This window comes from Cellvibrio sp. 25HG11W-0 (assembly GCF_057815475.1).
Genome location: NZ_CM174230.1, coordinates 1,605,504 through 1,623,319 on the forward strand (window position 1 = coordinate 1,605,504; position 17,816 = coordinate 1,623,319).

Below are 17,816 nucleotides of genomic sequence, written 5' to 3' on the forward strand. Positions count from 1 at the left end.
GGGTTACTCCGGTTTTCTGAATTGCAGCGCCCGAAAGGGTGTTCGTTTTCGCGTGTGCACTCATGCCGAATCTATTCCATTACTGACCCGTGCAAATATGTGGCCATTTTATCTTTGGGCAACCGGCGTGCCTAGCTTGTTTTTTGAGCAAAAGTGAGATAGCCAGGACTGTGTAAAATGCTTGAAATTTGATCAGGCGTCAGTCGTGGCAAGGGGTTCGTGGTAGAGGATGAGGCAAATAGAGGGGTTAAAAGTAGCGCATTTAAGGTGTAAATAGTGCAAAAATAGCAATTTCTAAAGCGGTTAGTTCGTATAAAGAATGTGCTTTTATATGCCTTTCGTCGGATTTTTACCCCAATGAGTGTAAAGATTCGGGTTATTTTGTGGCATAAAATAATCAAATGAGGTGATAGGTAACCTTTGAGTGGAAATGATTTTTGGCTAGTGATTTTGTTTTTAATCTAAACGAAGGCCGATATTAGGTTTTTCTACTAATACCGTCCCGATTTCTACTTACCTAATTGCATTTTATTTTTTGACGCTTGTGTCCGGTTGATTGATGATCTAAGATGCTTGGTCAATTTTTCGACGTTTATACTGATTGCTGTCTTTGTGTGGCTCGTCTGTAGCTTTCTCAAGATTCATATTTTCCACTTAAACCCATTCTCCTCATCAGGGAAGTATTTTATGCGTATAGGATTATTTGTGGGCGGGTACCGCTCTGTTTTGGTTGCGCTATCATTTTTGCTCTTGTTGCTCGCTGCTAGGGCGGAGGCGCAAGCACCGACGATTACAGCGACGGCCACTAGCGCAACCACCCTAAGCGTGCAGTTGGGTAATTATTATGCCAGCACGCGCATCGAAGAGAAGGTGGGGAGTAACTGGAGTACTATAAGTACATCTTCTTCATACACTGCCGCGCGCGCGGGGGGCACCTATACATTCCGTGGTTATAGTTGTTACCCCACCAATCCCAGTGTGTGTAATTATTCCTCCAGCGCATTTGTCACCCTGGTAGGTAATAGCCCCCCAGTCAACCCCAGTATTTCAGCAACCATGAGCGGGACATCCGTTTATGTTAGCTGGTCGGCTCCCAGCGGAGCCACGAGTTATCAGCTAACTCGCAATGGCACTACGCTGAGCGCGTCGGGAACCTCTTATACCGATTCGAGTGTGGCCGTGGGCGCCAGTTATACTTATATCATAAAAGCCTGTAATGCCTATGGCTGCTCGTCGGGCGCTTCTTCCTCGATAACAACCCCTACACCCGCGCCAACGGTGTCAGTGTCATTTAGTCCTAATCCGGCGACTATTGGTCAAAACACGACTCTGAGCTGGTCTTCTACCAACGCCACCGGTTGTACGGGAGCGCCTAGTACTGGGTCAAGTGGTAGCTATGTGTACTCTGTGCTCACAACCTCCAACTGGAGTTATGCCATTACCTGTACCGGTGCCGGCGGCAGCCAGACGACTACCGCAGTACTTGTCGTAATGCCCGCGGCACCCAGTATTTCTGTAGGCATGAGCGGCGCGTCTGTGGCCGTGAGTTGGTCTGCTCCATCAGGTGCTACCTCTTATCAACTGACTCGTGGAGGCACCAGTTTGTCCGCCTCGGGTACCAGTTATACCGATAGCGCAGTAACTCCCGGAACCAGCTACACCTATACAGTCAAGGCCTGTAATTCCAATGGCTGTTCTGCGGGTGCTTCTGCCAGTATTACCGTGACAGCGCCTGTGCCGGTTAATCCCAGCATCTCTTCGTCGATGAGCGGCTCGTCGGTGTACCTTAGTTGGTCGGCACCGACCTATACCACCTCGTATCAGTTGGTCCGTGGTTCTACTTCATTATCTGCATCGGGTACTTCATACACTGACTCGGGTGTATCTGCCGGTAGCGGTTATACCTACACCATCAAAGCATGTAATGCATCGGGCTGTTCCAGTGGTGCGTCTACTAGTATTACCGTTCCTTTAGCCACACCCAGTGCGCCGACAGTGTCGGCCAGCTTTTTAGGCGCTTCGGTCTCGGTGAGTTGGTCTGCGCCATCAGGTACTTCTTCGTATCAGCTGCAACGAAATGGCAGCACCCTAAGTGCATCGGGTAATTCTTATCTGGATACCGCTATCAGCACGGGAAGCTACACCTATACCGTGAAAGCCTGTAATGCCACTGGTCAGTGCTCGGCGGCGGGTAGTGCAACCGTTGGTGTCCCCAATAGTGCGCCCTTATTCGAGGTGAATACCAGCGGTTCTAATACAGTGGTGTTCTTGGTGGGCAATACCTACTCTTGGCACATTGATGAGCAGGTTGGTGGTAGCTGGACGAGTGTTCAGACGGGTAGTGCGCTAGGTGCTACTCAGTCCTATAGCATTACCCGCTCTGCAGGCACCTACAGTTACCGCATTTATAACTGCTACCCCGTGACCGATGGTTGCAGCACCTCTTCAAGCAAGTCAGTGACTGTAGTGGGATCAACGCCGCCAGCCAAACCGACTTTGAACACGGCTATGAGCGGTACTTCAGTATTGGCCAGCTGGAATAGTGTCAGCGGTGTGGCCAGTTATGTGTTGCGACGCAATACCACGACATTAGCATCCACAGGTACATCCTATCTAGATAACAGTGTCACCCCAGGCACCTCCTATATCTATGCGGTGAAAGCCTGTAATGCTAATGGCGATTGCTCGGCGGAGTCTACTTCATCTATAGCCCCGCCCGTTATTCCGGCCAAGCCCTCGATCAGTACGACATTCTCCGGTATGGATTTGATTGTGAGCTGGAGTGCACCGACGGGTGTTTCTTATTATCAATTCCGTCGCAACAGTGCTGCAGCGGTTACCACAACCGATAATTCCTATCGGGAAACTAACCTGTCATCCGGTGCCACCTACAGCTACGGTATAGCGGCATGCAACGCCGTTGGGCAGTGCTCAACTGAAGCGACAACCAGTGCTACCGTGGCATCAGTACCTGCGGTGCCAGTTTTTTCTGCCTCGATTGGTGCTGGGGTGATAAGTGTCAGCTGGCCAGCCGTGAGCGGTGCCAGCAGTTACCAGTTGCTGCGCGGTACGACCGTCTTGAATGCATCAGGCACCAGCTATAGCGACACTTCGGTCGTTGCGGGTACCAGCTACACCTATTCGGTTAAGGCCTGTAATCTAATTGGCGATTGTTCAACCGCGGCTACTACAACCATTACCTATCCTGCAGTGCCTGCAATACCTCAGTTTACTGGTAGCGTTGTTGGTACTTCTGTCGTCCTGAATTGGAATGCGCCGACTTATACAGCGTCGTATCAGTTAAAACGTGGTAATACCACCCTTAGCTCGACCGGAACCTCTTATACAGATACCTCTGTTTCAGCAGGCAACACCTATAGCTATACGCTGAAAGCCTGTAACAGCGCAGGTCTTTGTTCTACGGATGCAGTGGTTACTGTGGAGTTGCTACCTATTCCCGCTGCCCCGACTGTCTCGGCAGTCTTTAAGGGTGCCTCGGTGGCCGTTAGCTGGAACGCGCCATCAGGTACCTCTTCGTATCAGCTGCAACGAAATGGCAGCACCCTAAGTGCATCGGGTAATTCCTATCGGGATACTGCCATCAGCACGGGAAGTTACACCTATACGGTGAAAGCCTGTAATGCCACTGGCCAATGCTCGGCGGCGGGTAGTGCAACCGTTAGCGTATCCAATAGTGCGCCCTTATTCGAGGTGAATACCAGCGGTACTAACACTGTGGTGTTCTTGGTGGGCAATACCTACTCTTGGCACATTGATGAGCAGGTTGGTGGTAACTGGACGAGTGTTCAGACGGGCGTTGCACTAGGTGCTACCCAGTCCTATAGCATTACCCGCCCTGCAGGCACCTACAGTTACCGCATTTATAACTGCTATCCCGTAACCGATGGTTGTAGTACCTCGTCATCCCAATCAGTAACCTTGACGGGTACAGCTCCGCCGGCTATCCCAACTTTGAGCACCAGCATGAGTGGCACTTCAGTGCTGGCCAGCTGGAATATGGTAAGCGGAGCGGCTTCTTATTCGCTCACGCGCAATACCAGCCCTTTAACCCCAACGGGGACCTCGTATCTTGATAGCGATGTGACGCCGGGCACGCTTTATACCTATCTCTTAAAAGCCTGTAATGCAACGGGTGAATGTTCTGCTGCAGCCACCTCGACGATTACACCGCCAGCTATTCCAGCGGTTCCGTCGATCAGTTCGGTTCTGTCCGGTGCAGACTTGGTGGTGAGTTGGAGTTCTCCCGCTGGTGCCGTAAATTATCAATTCCGTCGCAACGCTGCAGCGCCCACGACCACCACGCAAACGTCTTATCGGGAAACCAATGTTACCTCCGGTACAACGTATACCTACGGTATAAAAGCGTGTAACAGTGTTGGACAGTGTTCAGCAGAGGCGACATTGAGTTACACCGTTGCACCTATACCTACAGTTCCGACTATTTCAGCATCCGTCGGCGCGGGCGTTATCAACGTTAGTTGGACGGCTCCAAGTGGCGCTGCCACTTACCAGCTGTTGCGTGGTACTAAAGTATTGAGCCCTTCAGGTACTAGCTATGCAGATTCAACGATAGTGCCGGGTGAAACCTACACCTATTCGGTCAAGGCTTGTAATGCGATTAGTGCTTGCTCTGCGGCAGACAGCGTTACCATTACGTATCCTGCAGTTCCCGCAGTGCCTGTATTAACCGGTAGTGTTAATGGTACTTCTGTCATATTGAATTGGAATGCTCCGACCTATACCACGTCGTATCAGCTAAAGCGTGATACTACGAGCTTGTCGCCGACTGGGACGACGTATACGGATAGCGGCGTTGCTTCAGGTAATTCATATACCTATACACTCAAAGCCTGTAACGCTGCAGGTCAATGCTCTGCTGCCGCAACGGCTACGTTCGAGCTTTTGTCTATCCCTGCGGTACCGACGGTATCTGCTGTCTTTAAGGGTGCCTCGGTGGCCGTTAGCTGGAACGCGCCATCAGGTACCTCTTCGTATCAGCTGCAACGAAATGGCAGCACCCTAAGTGCATCGGGTAATTCCTATCGGGATACTGCCATCAGCACGGGAAGTTACACCTATACGGTGAAAGCCTGTAATGCCACTGGCCAATGCTCGGCGGCGGGTAGTGCAACCGTTAGCGTATCCAATAGTGCGCCCTTATTCGAGGTGAATACCAGCGGTACTAACACTGTGGTGTTCTTGGTGGGCAATACCTACTCTTGGCACATTGATGAGCAGGTTGGTGGTAACTGGACGAGTGTTCAGACGGGCGTTGCACTAGGTGCTACCCAGTCCTATAGCATTACCCGCCCTGCAGGCACCTACAGTTACCGCATTTATAACTGCTATCCCGTAACCGATGGTTGTAGTACCTCGTCATCCCAATCAGTAACCTTGACGGGTACAGCTCCGCCGGCTATCCCAACTTTGAGCACCAGCATGAGTGGCACTTCAGTGCTGGCCAGCTGGAATACGGTAAGCGGAGCGGCTTCTTATTCGCTCACGCGCAATACCAGCCCTTTAACCCCAACGGGGACCTCGTATCTTGATAGCGATGTGACGCCGGGCACGCTTTATACCTATCTCTTAAAAGCCTGTAATGCAACGGGTGAATGTTCTGCTGCAGCCACCTCGACGATTACACCGCCAGCTATTCCAGCGGTTCCGTCGATCAGTTCGGTTCTGTCCGGTGCAGACTTGGTGGTGAGTTGGAGTTCTCCCGCTGGTGCCGTAAATTATCAATTCCGTCGCAACGCTGCAGCGCCCACGACCACCACGCAAACGTCTTATCGGGAAACCAATGTTACCTCCGGTACAACGTATACCTACGGTATAAAAGCGTGTAACAGTGTTGGACAGTGTTCAGCAGAGGCGACATTGAGTTACACCGTTGCACCTATACCTACAGTTCCGACTATTTCAGCATCCGTCGGCGCGGGCGTTATCAACGTTAGTTGGACGGCTCCAAGTGGCGCTGCCACTTACCAGCTGTTGCGTGGTACTAAAGTATTGAGCCCTTCAGGTACTAGCTATGCAGATTCAACGATAGTGCCGGGTGAAACCTACACCTATTCGGTCAAGGCTTGTAATGCGATTAGTGCTTGCTCTGCGGCAGACAGCGTTACCATTACGTATCCTGCAGTTCCCGCAGTGCCTGTATTAACCGGTAGTGTTAATGGTACTTCTGTCATATTGAATTGGAATGCTCCGACCTATACCACGTCGTATCAGCTAAAGCGTGATACTACGAGCTTGTCGCCGACTGGGACGACGTATACGGATAGCGGCGTTGCTTCAGGTAATTCATATACCTATACACTCAAAGCCTGTAACGCTGCAGGTCAATGCTCTGCTGCCGCAACGGCTACGTTCGAGCTTTTGTCTATCCCTGCGGTACCGACGGTATCTGCTGTCTTTAAGGGTGCCTCGGTGGCCGTTAGCTGGAACGCGCCATCAGGTACCTCTTCGTATCAGCTGCAACGAAATGGCAGCACCCTAAGTGCATCGGGTAATTCCTATCGGGATACTGCCATCAGCACGGGAAGTTACACCTATACGGTGAAAGCCTGTAATGCCACTGGCCAATGCTCGGCGGCGGGTAGTGCAACCGTTAGCGTATCCAATAGTGCGCCCTTATTCGAGGTGAATACCAGCGGTACTAACACTGTGGTGTTCTTGGTGGGCAATACCTACTCTTGGCACATTGATGAGCAGGTTGGTGGTAACTGGACGAGTGTTCAGACGGGCGTTGCACTAGGTGCTACCCAGTCCTATAGCATTACCCGCCCTGCAGGCACCTACAGTTACCGCATTTATAACTGCTATCCCGTAACCGATGGTTGTAGTACCTCGTCATCCCAATCAGTAACCTTGACGGGTACAGCTCCGCCGGCTATCCCAACTTTGAGCACCAGCATGAGTGGCACTTCAGTGCTGGCCAGCTGGAATACGGTAAGCGGAGCGGCTTCTTATTCGCTCACGCGCAATACCAGCCCTTTAACCCCAACGGGGACCTCGTATCTTGATAGCGATGTGACGCCGGGCACGCTGTACATCTATAGGCTCAAAGCCTGTAGTGCAGGCGGTGAATGCTCGGCCGAAGCTGTATCTGAAATCACTGTGCCGACCGTATTAAGTACTCTCTATGAAGCTGAGGATGCGTTCGTATATCGCGGAGTAACGGCCACAAATCATCCTGGATATTCTGGGCGGGGCTTTGTTGATTATGATTCCGTTTTAGGTAGCTATGTTGAGTGGGATATCAATGCTGTTGCTGCGGGTACAGCAGCGTTGAATTTCCGCTACGCTAATGGTGATAGCGTCGCTACTTCTAGGCCAATGGAGATATTTGTTAACGGTGTATCTCAGGGGGCATTGAGCTTTACTGCCGGAGGCAGTTGGGCTAAGTGGTTGGATCAAACTACCACTGTTCAAGTATTGGCAGGCGCTAACAAAATTCGTGCGGTTGCGACCATTGGTAAAGGTGGTCCAAATGTTGATTATTTAAGCGTGGATGGTCCAACAGGCTCTGCAGCCCCTCTAGCACCTGCGGTATCAGCTGAGTTTAAAGGAGCTTCTATCGACGTTACTTGGAATGCACCCTCAGGAGCAGTTTCTTATAAATTTGAGCGAAATGGCGTTCCAATTGTTTCCTCAGGCACTAGCTACGTTGATAAAGATATTCAATCTAATAGTGGTTATCTTTATTCTGTCAAAGCATGCAATCTTAATAACCAGTGTTCGGTAGCAGGTACCGTAACTGCCAGCGTCCCTGACCAGCCTCTATTTCAAGTTGTATCAACAGTCGCCAATCAAGTTCAGCTTATAGTTGGTAGCACTTACTCTTGGTATGTTGAGGAGTTAGTAGATGGGATTTGGAGTAGGGTACCGAATTTAGATGAATCGGCAATTAGCAAGACTCGAACATTTTTGTTAACTCGGCCTTCTGGCAGCTATACCTATAAACTTTATAACTGCTACCCAACGACAAATGGATGCAGCACTTGGCTATCCAATATCATTTTGGTAAGTGGGAGCGTGCCTCCGGCTGCCCCTGCAGTAACCGCTGTGGTTAATGGCACTGTTGTAAGTCTTAGCTGGACCTCTCCTGTCGGTGCTGTGTCTTATAAGTTGCTAAGGGACAGGGGATCTGTTCTATTGCCTTTACCTGCTGCAACGTCTTATACCGATAGCCTGGTGCTATCAGGCAGAACCTATATTTACACCGTTCAAGCATGCAATATAAATGGTGATTGTTCATCAGCGACCAAGGAAGTGAGAATTCCTCCTGCGGTACCAGAGCTATCGCTTATCAATGTTGCTCAAGGTGTCCGAGCTAGTTGGACTTTGCAGAGCGGGGCATCATATTATCAATTGGTACGTAACTTAGCTGCGCCCATAGAGTTAACGGGGCTTTCATATGTTGATAGCTCTGTGATTTCTGGTGTTGAGTACACCTATTCAATAAGAGCTTGCAATGTTCAGCGTGAATGTTCGGCGCCAGACTCGGCCACAATAGTTTATGACTCTACCCCTGTGTTACCGGCACCACCGTCGGTAGCGGCTATATTTGGAGGTGCCTCTGTAACCGTAAGTTGGGATACACCGACAGGTACCGCGAATTATCGTGTGCAGCGTGACAGTGATACAGAGTTTACACTCTCGACAAATAAGTTCGTTGACACTACGTTAAACGCCGGTACGCATGTCTATAAAGTTAGAGCTTGTAATGCTCAGGATCAATGCTCTTCACCGGGCAGCGCAACGTTAAATATTCCCGCTGGACCTTACTTTGATGCTTATGCGTCGGGCCCGACTACTATTACCTTCCTTGTGGGGGGGGGGTATAGTTGGATTGTTCAAGATCGGGTGAGAGGATCTGTTCAGCTTCAAAACGGAACTACATCTAATAGTGTGCAGGTGTTTACCATTAATCGCTTACCTGGCTTTTACGAGTTTGCACTTAAAAACTGTGTGCCTTCAGGTGAATGTATTACGTCGCCGTATAAATCAGTGCTTCTTACTGGCGACCTACCGCCATCTGCCCCGTTTGTAAGTGCCGTTGTAAACGGTGCAAATATTGATGTTAGTTGGACGGAATCAGATGGAGGCGTTTCCTATAACCTAAGCCGTAATGCACTACCGCTGACAGCTGTTGGCCGTGCTTATAGCGACACATCAGTAACGCCAGGGGAAACTTACACTTACGCCGTTAGTGCGTGTAATACCACTGGGCAATGTTCTGAACCTGGCATTGCGATTGTCAACCCGCCTGCTATTCCTGCTGTACCCGATAATTTTAAGGCAGTTATTAAAGGAAAGTCTGTCTTTCTCAGTTGGGACGCATCTACCGGTGCTGTGACTTATAAATTAATTAAGGGAGAGAGCACGCCGCTTACTCCATCGGGCAGAGCCTATACCGATTCAGCCGTGACAGCTGGGAATACCTACAGCTACAGCGTAGCTGCATGCAATTCTTCATCACTATGTTCTGTGCCGGCCAAGGTATCCATCGTAGTGCCGGCCATAAATACAGATGAAATGGTAGACAGCCCGCTGCTCACAAATGGTCAAGTTAATGACCCAGCACCAAGAGAAAAGCCACAAGGGCCCTTTATAGGTTCGGTGAAAGGCGCGTTCCGCGTTAATGAAATGGGCGCAGCAACCTATTCAATTCCTGTTTCAGTACCTGAAGGCATAGCCGGTGTAACTCCGCAATTAGGGTTCATCTACTCGAGCCAAGGTGGAAATGGTCTTTTAGGGAAAGGCTGGGCTTTAGAAGGCTTAAGTGGTATTACTCGCTGTCGCCAAACTATCGTGCAAGACGGACAGGCAGCGCCTATTACCTGGACTAGCGCAGATAGATTTTGCTTAGATGGTAAGCGATTAATGCTCGCCTCTAGCAGCTCTGCCACCTATGGTGAGCTGGGAGCCACTTACAAAACAGAAATAGATACTTTTGTAACGGTAACGGCAAAAGGCGGCAGTAGCGGCAACCCCGATTACTTTGAAGTTCAAGGTAAAGACGGCTCCTTAACGACCTACGGTGGGTTGGGCGAGGACGCCTCGGAATTAAGAACATCGAAAGGCGTTTTAACCTGGGGGCTCAAGTACTTTGCTGACAATGTCGGCAATCCTATTGCCTATGTTTATGAAGGTAATACGACAAACTATCGTGTAAAAGAAATCCGCTACGCGTTTAGCGATAGATACCCTGAGTCCAGTAATTGTGGCGCTTTTGTGCAGTTTGGTTATGAACCGCGTACCTCGTATGTGTCTGGTCAATTATTTAACGATGATCAATCGGCTTATGTAGCTGGTGCGGAGATTCGTACAACAGAACGTTTGTCCAGTGTTAGCGTTTATAACGGTGGTTGTGCAACTTCGAGTGCAACTGTGGCTCGTATTTATAACTTAGGTTATGCACCGGGCAATCCGCTGCAACCAAATGCATATACCAGCCGTATAGATTCGGTGACTGAATGTTCGGCTGTTGGTCAATGTTATCCAGCAACGACTTTTGACTGGAATAAACCCAACGAATTGCTGAGCTACGGTCAGGATTTCGGCAGTGTTGATCTCGGTGCTGGTTCGTTAGGTCCATACCAGTTTATGGATATTAACGGCAATGGTATGGCCGATATGATCTGGAGTAAGTTTAGCAGTGGTAATTGGAATGCTTACTATGCGCTAGATGTCGGCGCGGCGAGCGGAACCAAAACACCTATAAGCTTATTGGTTAACTCGCCCGATAGTAATGGCAAAAATCCGCCGCGCTTTATGCCCATTGATTACAACGGTGATGGTCGTCAGGATTTACTCATATATAGAAGTTATTCATACAACTCAACTGCAAAGTGGGAGTTGTATCTATCTGTGCCAACTAATGATGGTTGGAAGCTAGAGTTTCAAAATGAATCGAACGTAGTCCTGCCCTTTGCAAATTGGAAGCACCTGAGTGTGGGCGATGTAGACTCGGATGGTTTAAGTGATGTTATTGGAATTGATACATTTAATGGCACCTTAAATGTCTATTCGTTGACACCAAGGTTTGATCCTAGTGATACCACCGGTCACACCAATAGTCGTTACTATAAGTTCTCTAATGCGACGGTTTACCAATTGGTATTTGGCGCTGTTGGCGAAGTTGTAAACAATCCGACTGATGGTCTGATAATAGATGCCGAAGCAGATAACGCTATGACAATGGCGGACTTTAATGCGGATGGGAAAATGGATGTTGCTATCCGTTATAAAGGGACACTTACAAACGGCGGTGAAACCGAGCAGATTGCCTATAAAGTATTCCTTGCGACAAACAATGGTCAATTTCAATTCTACGATACGCTCGACTCACCCTCTGATGGGTTTGGCCATGCAATTGACAAGATAATTGCTGCGGATATCAACGGTGATGGTTTAGCGGATACCGCATACTTTTTGGGTAAAGTAACTTGCGCCAATATTGATACGGACGGTTATTTAGGAGCTGCTGGCGATTGGCGTTGTGTCAAGGGGGAGGGTGACTGGTATTTCCGACTCAATACGGGGGGCGGTTTTAGCGAGCAAGTACTTTTGCAAAATACGCCAGAAGACGTAAGCTTTGCAGATATGAACCACGATGGAAAAATGGATTTTGTCTCCACCAAAAAGAACGCTTCTGGGACCAAAGATGTTCGTATTCAGTACTGGAGCAGCAAGTTAAACAATTTAACGGCGCCTGAGTTGCTCTTTCCTTCGGTGGATTTGGGTAAAAATTACCAGCTGATAGATACCAATGGCGATGCGTGGCCTGATGCGGTTTCTATTGAGTATAAAAACGCCACTTGGAATCTCAAAACTGTCGGTCATAGCTATCGTAGTCTGGCTAAAGGTATAGTGCCATCGGATCAAATCCAAAAAATCACCGATGGTATGGGTAATCTAACGAATATTAGTTACGAGCCCTTAGGTCGATCCGAGCACTATTCACCGATTGGTGATATCAAGATAACGCCCGAAGCTTATCAAAAGTGCCATGGGGAAATTGTAAACCCCTATGGCGCCAACTCGGGTACCTTGCCTGCTGCATGTGAACCAGCAATTTCCTATGACATAAATACCACTGAATTTTACAAACAAATTAACAGCCCCTTTTTGCCGCTTATTAATAGCGGCCAAATAGACCCTGTTGATCGGCTTGATGCACCTGTGCTCGAAGTCTTAGGCCCTATGACCATCGTGAGCAGTGTTGAGTCGACGGCGCCGTCAACGTCATCCAATTCGCCAGGTGGCGTCAACAGCTTGGCTAAAAATCGCGTGGATTACTTCTACCGTCACCTGCGTATGCAGGCGGGTGGGCGCGGTATGCTGGGCTTTGAATCGCTTATTACCGTCGACCCACAAACCGGTGTTAAAACCGAGACACGCTATCGTCAAGATTGGCCCTATATCGGCTCGCCTATAGAAACGCTATCGCAAACCAGCGATGGCAAGTTGCTCAGTCGCGCGCGAAACACCTGGAAGCGCAAGCTTATTGCCGGGGCAAATAATCTTGGCAATCGTTACCAACCCTATATAGAAAAGGGAATTGAAGAGAGCTTTGCCTATAATAGCGACGGCTCCGGCACAACCATCGATACTAACGGCGTTACTAACGGCGCTGCCCTGCAAACCGTTACTACCGATACCATCATGAGCAACGATGACTACGGCAATGTAGCTTCTCTGTCGATTAAAACAGAAGGCGGCGGCGACATTCTGGTTAAATCGACGGTTAACGACTTTTCTGGGTCTGAGTGGCAAAAACAATTCGGCCGGTTGAAATCCTCTACCGTTAATACCACCCGTAACGGCGATGCAGACTCAGCGCGGACCGTCAGTTTCACCTACTACCCGCAAGGTGGTGCTCAGAATGGCATGCTGCACACTGAGACCTTAGTGGGCACCGCTAATGAAACCTTGGTTACTACCTATAGCTACGATGACTGGGGTAATAAGACCCAAGTCTCCGTCGCAGGCTCAGGTCAAGCGCGTAATAGCTATACCAATTATGGTGAAACTGGGCGTTATTTAGCCTGGAGCAAGAACGATCTGGATCATCAGTCCAACATCAATGCGCGCGATCCTGCAACCGGGCAGGTTACGGCTATTACCGATGCCAATGGGGTAACGGCGGATGTACTTCTTGATGATATGGGTCAGGAGTATTTACGGGTAGATGCCTCCAATGCTTGGACGCGTACAGATACGCGGAGCTGTTCAGTTGAATCATGCCCGAGCGGTGCCCGTTTTGTTACCAAGGTTCGTATGTCCGGCGGTGGGCAAACTGCCACCTATTACGACACCCTTGGGCGGGCAATCCGCTCCGCCAAAATCGGTTTTGATGGTACTTGGATCTATGTAGATAGCGAGTACGACAAGTTTGGCCGGGTGAAATTTCAAAGTACACCTTACTTCGCCAATAGTCAGCCAGCGGGTTGGACCAAAACGGAATACGATGTTTTAGGGCGTATAAAACGCGTTACGCTACCTGATAACTCAGTAGCAACCAGTAGCTACAATGCCACTCCTACAGGCATGGAGACTGTCACTACCAATGCAAAAAGCCAAACGCAAACCGAGCTGCGCAATGGTTTGGGGCAGTTGTTAAAAGTGACTGATTATCTCGGGGGGACGATTGCATACACCTACACCCTTAAGGGTGATTTGTTAACCGCAACCACAGACGATGCACCGAGCGCTTTTCCAAATGTCGCGTCAGTAACGGTAAAAATGTGTTACGACAGCCTAGGGCGCAAAATCGGTATGCACGATCCCGATAAGGGCGGCTATAGCGCAGGTGCAGGTGCCAGCTGTGAAAGTGTTAATAACTGGGCTGGCGGCGCAAGCGGTGCCGTGGCGGGCTGGTGGCATTACCGCTACAACGCTTTTGGTGAATTACTTGAGCAGCGCGACCCCAAAGGTCAATCTACTAGCATGAGCTACGATCTGCTTGGGCGCATGGACTACCGCACTGCTGCCGATGAAAGCACGACCTGGTTTTATGATGCGCCGCTGGGTGGGGATGTAACTAAGGCTACTAAAGGCAAGCTAACCCAGGTTATTAGTAAGGCTTCTTCAGGTAGGGCTAGTGGCTGTGATGCAAGCTACTATTGTGCTGAGACGACTTATGATCAATTGGGGCGTAAATCGGGCACTGTAGTGCATTTACCTGATGGGCAGGATCATCAAACAGCAATTGATTACGACAGCATAGGTCGTGCCTATCAAACAACGGATGTATTGCAGGCAGTATTCTCGCACAGCGGTACCCAGACTCATTTTAACCAGTATGGGTACGCCTACCGCACCGTAGACTTGGCGACCATGAATGGTGCCGACAGTGCCCTAAGTACTGTTTTGGCTATGAATGCTCGCGGCCAAGTAACGCAAGAGTTACGCAGTAACGGGGCTATCACCACCAATAGTTACAACGAACAAACCGGTTTGCTGAATAACCAAAACGCCACGGTTACCGGCCTGTTAGACATTCAAAACAACACCTATGATTGGGATGAGGTAGGCAACCTAAAATATCGTATTAGTGCGGGTTCTAAAGTAGGTGGTTTACAAAACAAAGCCAAAGAGGAGGGTTTCTGTTACGACGGCCTGAATCGCTTGGTGGCGACCCTGCCTACGCGCTATCCCTCATGCGGTGGCGTCGCCGATATTAAATACGATGGTTTGGGCAATATCACCAAAAAAGCCGGGGTAGGTGACTATGTCTATGATCGCAGTAATGGTGGCCCACACGCGGTGACCTCCGTCGCTGGTGCTGCTTATCGTTATGATCTTAACGGTAATGCCATATCCGGAGATGGACGCAACTTTGACTACACCAGCTATGACATGGCCAAGAAAATTAGCCGTGGCGGGGACGACCACGTGGCGTTCGCCTATGGCCCCGACCATAGCCGTTGGCAGCGTATCGATGTTAAAGGGACCAAAACCACCACTACCACCTATCTGGGTAGCATTGAGCGTATCGTCACGACCGATACCAGTAGTGCGACCACTGGCGGCGATCTTGTGGAGTGGAAGCGTACGGTTGCAGGCGTAGTCCACACCTATAAAACCCTCGATTGGGTCTTGCAGGCAGAGGGGCACGATAAACGTTACCTTTACACCGATCACCTAGGCTCAGTGGATGCCATCACCAATGCCATAGGTGAAGTTACTAACGCCATGAGCTTTGACCCTTGGGGCGCAAGGCGCAACAGTGAAGACTGGGCCGCAATATCGGCTCAAGATTTAACTGGCGCATTACGTCTCGAAGGCTTTGCAAACCCAGTCACCACACGCGGCTACACCGGCCACGAAATGGTGGATGACTACGGCATTATCCACATGAACGGGCGCATCTACGATGCACGCATAGGGCGCTTCTTGCAGGCGGATCCGTTTATTCAGGCAGCGGCCAATACCCAGAGCTATAACCGTTACTCCTATGTAATGAATAATCCTTTAAATGCCACGGATCCGAGTGGGTATTTTTCGCTTAGGCAGTTTGTAGGAGCTATTGTTGCGGTGGTTGCAGGGTATGTTTTATGTGCCAACACTTGCACCGCGCAAATGTATGCTGCTATTGGTGCTGCATCTGGCGCAGCTCAGGCAGCGGCAAATGGTCAAAATATATTACAAGGTGCATTAACGGGTGCGATTAGCTCGCTAGCATTTTATGGTGTAGGCCAAGCATTTTCAGCGGGTGGGCAGACTTTTGGTTCAGCAAATACGTTAACTAAACTCCAGTGGGCGGCTTCACAGGGTGTGGTTGGCGGGGTTATGTCTGTATTGCAAGGGGGCAAGTTTGGGCACGGTTTTGCGAGTGCGTTTGTGACCAAATACACCAATGTAAATGACATAGTTGGTACTCAAGCTAATCAGGCCGCTACCCGGGTGCTGCTCGCGGCAATTATTGGTGGTACGGTTAGCGAGATGACGGGAGGTAAGTTTGCTAATGGTGCTACTTCGGCGGCGCTAATGCAGTTGGTTAATGGTGAGAATGAAATAAAAAAAGCAAAAGACTATTGGGGTAGAGTTGCCTTGGCTTCCAAGTGGGAGGCGGAGCGAATTGGCAGTATGTCAGACAAGGATTTTGTGGAAGAGTTTGAGCTTTATTCCAACTTAAATCTTAAAGACGGTGCGCTTTCTCGACAGATGAAAATTGATATTGCCCGAATTGGACTTGTATCAAAGCTAATGGTGCTAAATGATGAGGCATTAAAAAATATTATAAATCCACCAACACGTAGTACTCTTGATAATGTAAGTTCAGTGCTTGATGATACTGGGGGGCACGTAACCATAAACGGTACTCTTGGAAAAGTTATGGGCGTAGCCGGAACTGGTTTGGGTGGGGTTTCTCAGATAATTAGCTTAAAGTCGACATTCTCAGTATTCAGTTCTGGTGATTTTGGATACAGTTTTGAATATGGTTGCAAGAACACATATAAGTGCGGAATTTTAAACTACTCAATTACGGAGTCGATAAAGAAATGAAACTAGTTGTTTGTATGTTATTGTTTTCTCTGTCGATGTGGGTAGTTGCAACTCCCATTAATCTTAGCTATGGCGGTTGTTCTATTACTTTGCCAGCAGATTTTGAAAAAAATAAAAATGCAGAATACTATTATTTCTTAGGCAAGCAGCAGGGGTTTAAGAGTATTTCAATTATAGAGTCTGAAAATCCTCACGGGTATCTTGATGACATTACTGAAATCAAAGATCTTAACGTATTTAAAGCTGACGACTTTTTTGTGTTTTCCTACAAATTACTGGTTGGAGGTGATGCAAAGGATAATCCCCTGCTGGTTAATTATGTGCTGTTCTGGGGCAACGAAAATTCTATGATTTTTATGGGGTTTCAAGAAGGTGATGTTAAGTCTTTAATATATGGTTGCTCTAAAGATTGGTATCCCATAAGCAAAGAACAGTTTTTTTATGAGATTGGAGAAATAAATAGGCGAATGAGAATAGGCGAATGAGGACACCCACCAATTGGAAAGCTGAGGCTTAAGTGTCCTCAGCTTTCTCCTTTAAAGGCTATTCCTTCTTCAGTCATTTGTGATTTTCAATGCAAGCGCAAGCGCGTAAGGTGCATGAGTGAATGGGCCAGCGGTGAGTCTGGCCCTATTGACTTGATCAGGTGATTTTAAATGGGAACTTGGGAGCGCGTGCCGCGAGGCACTCAATCCCTCGCCCCATCCTTCGGTTGCAGGGCTGCGGAGCAAAAAACTTACTTCTTTAGCAGTGCAACTGCACCACCCGATGGTGCCAATGTAAGTGTTAGGGTATCCGCACTGGTTTGTTTAGTTTCCGTTTTTCTCAACGTAGAAATAGTTTTGCCATCCTGCCAAATTTGCAAGGGTCAAGGGGTCAGACACCTTGATATACTATAAAGATGGAGTCGATTGAGAGTTTGTTGGCTTACGGACAGCAAGGTATTGCCTTTTTATTTCGCCTTTTTAATATCTTCTTTTTAACGTAAAAAGTGGCCCGAAGCCCAGTGCAGAAATGTACTGGGCTTTTTTATTAGTTACTCTTTTAGCTAATTGGAGGACCACCAGGCGTACTTGCTGTTCGTTGGCATTACGTTAAAAGCCCCGCACTGGTTTGCCTGTGCGGGGCTTTTATAGGGAGGTCATTTCACCGGACATGTATGCATCTGGATAGGTCGCAAAACACAAAACAGATTCGTTTGTGTTTTTATGGTTTTAAGGTCACAGGCGTCCTTTCGTTTAACCATCATAGCCTAATGCCCAGAGTCTCACCCTTGG

At 48.9% G+C, this 17,816-nt stretch carries 2 protein-coding genes; both read left to right on the top strand.

Annotated features, from left to right (window positions below):
• Positions 1-687: 687 nt before the first annotated feature.
• On the top strand, positions 688-16,539 hold the full coding sequence (locus AC0KUT_RS06665) for an FG-GAP-like repeat-containing protein (RefSeq protein ID WP_488834530.1): 15,852 nt from the start codon (positions 688-690) through the stop codon (positions 16,537-16,539).
• On the top strand, positions 16,536-17,024 hold the full coding sequence (locus tag AC0KUT_RS06670) for a hypothetical protein (protein ID WP_488834532.1): 489 nt from the start codon (positions 16,536-16,538) through the stop codon (positions 17,022-17,024). Before AC0KUT_RS06665 ends, AC0KUT_RS06670 begins: the two co-directional genes overlap by 4 nt.
• Positions 17,025-17,816: the final 792 nt, after the last annotated feature.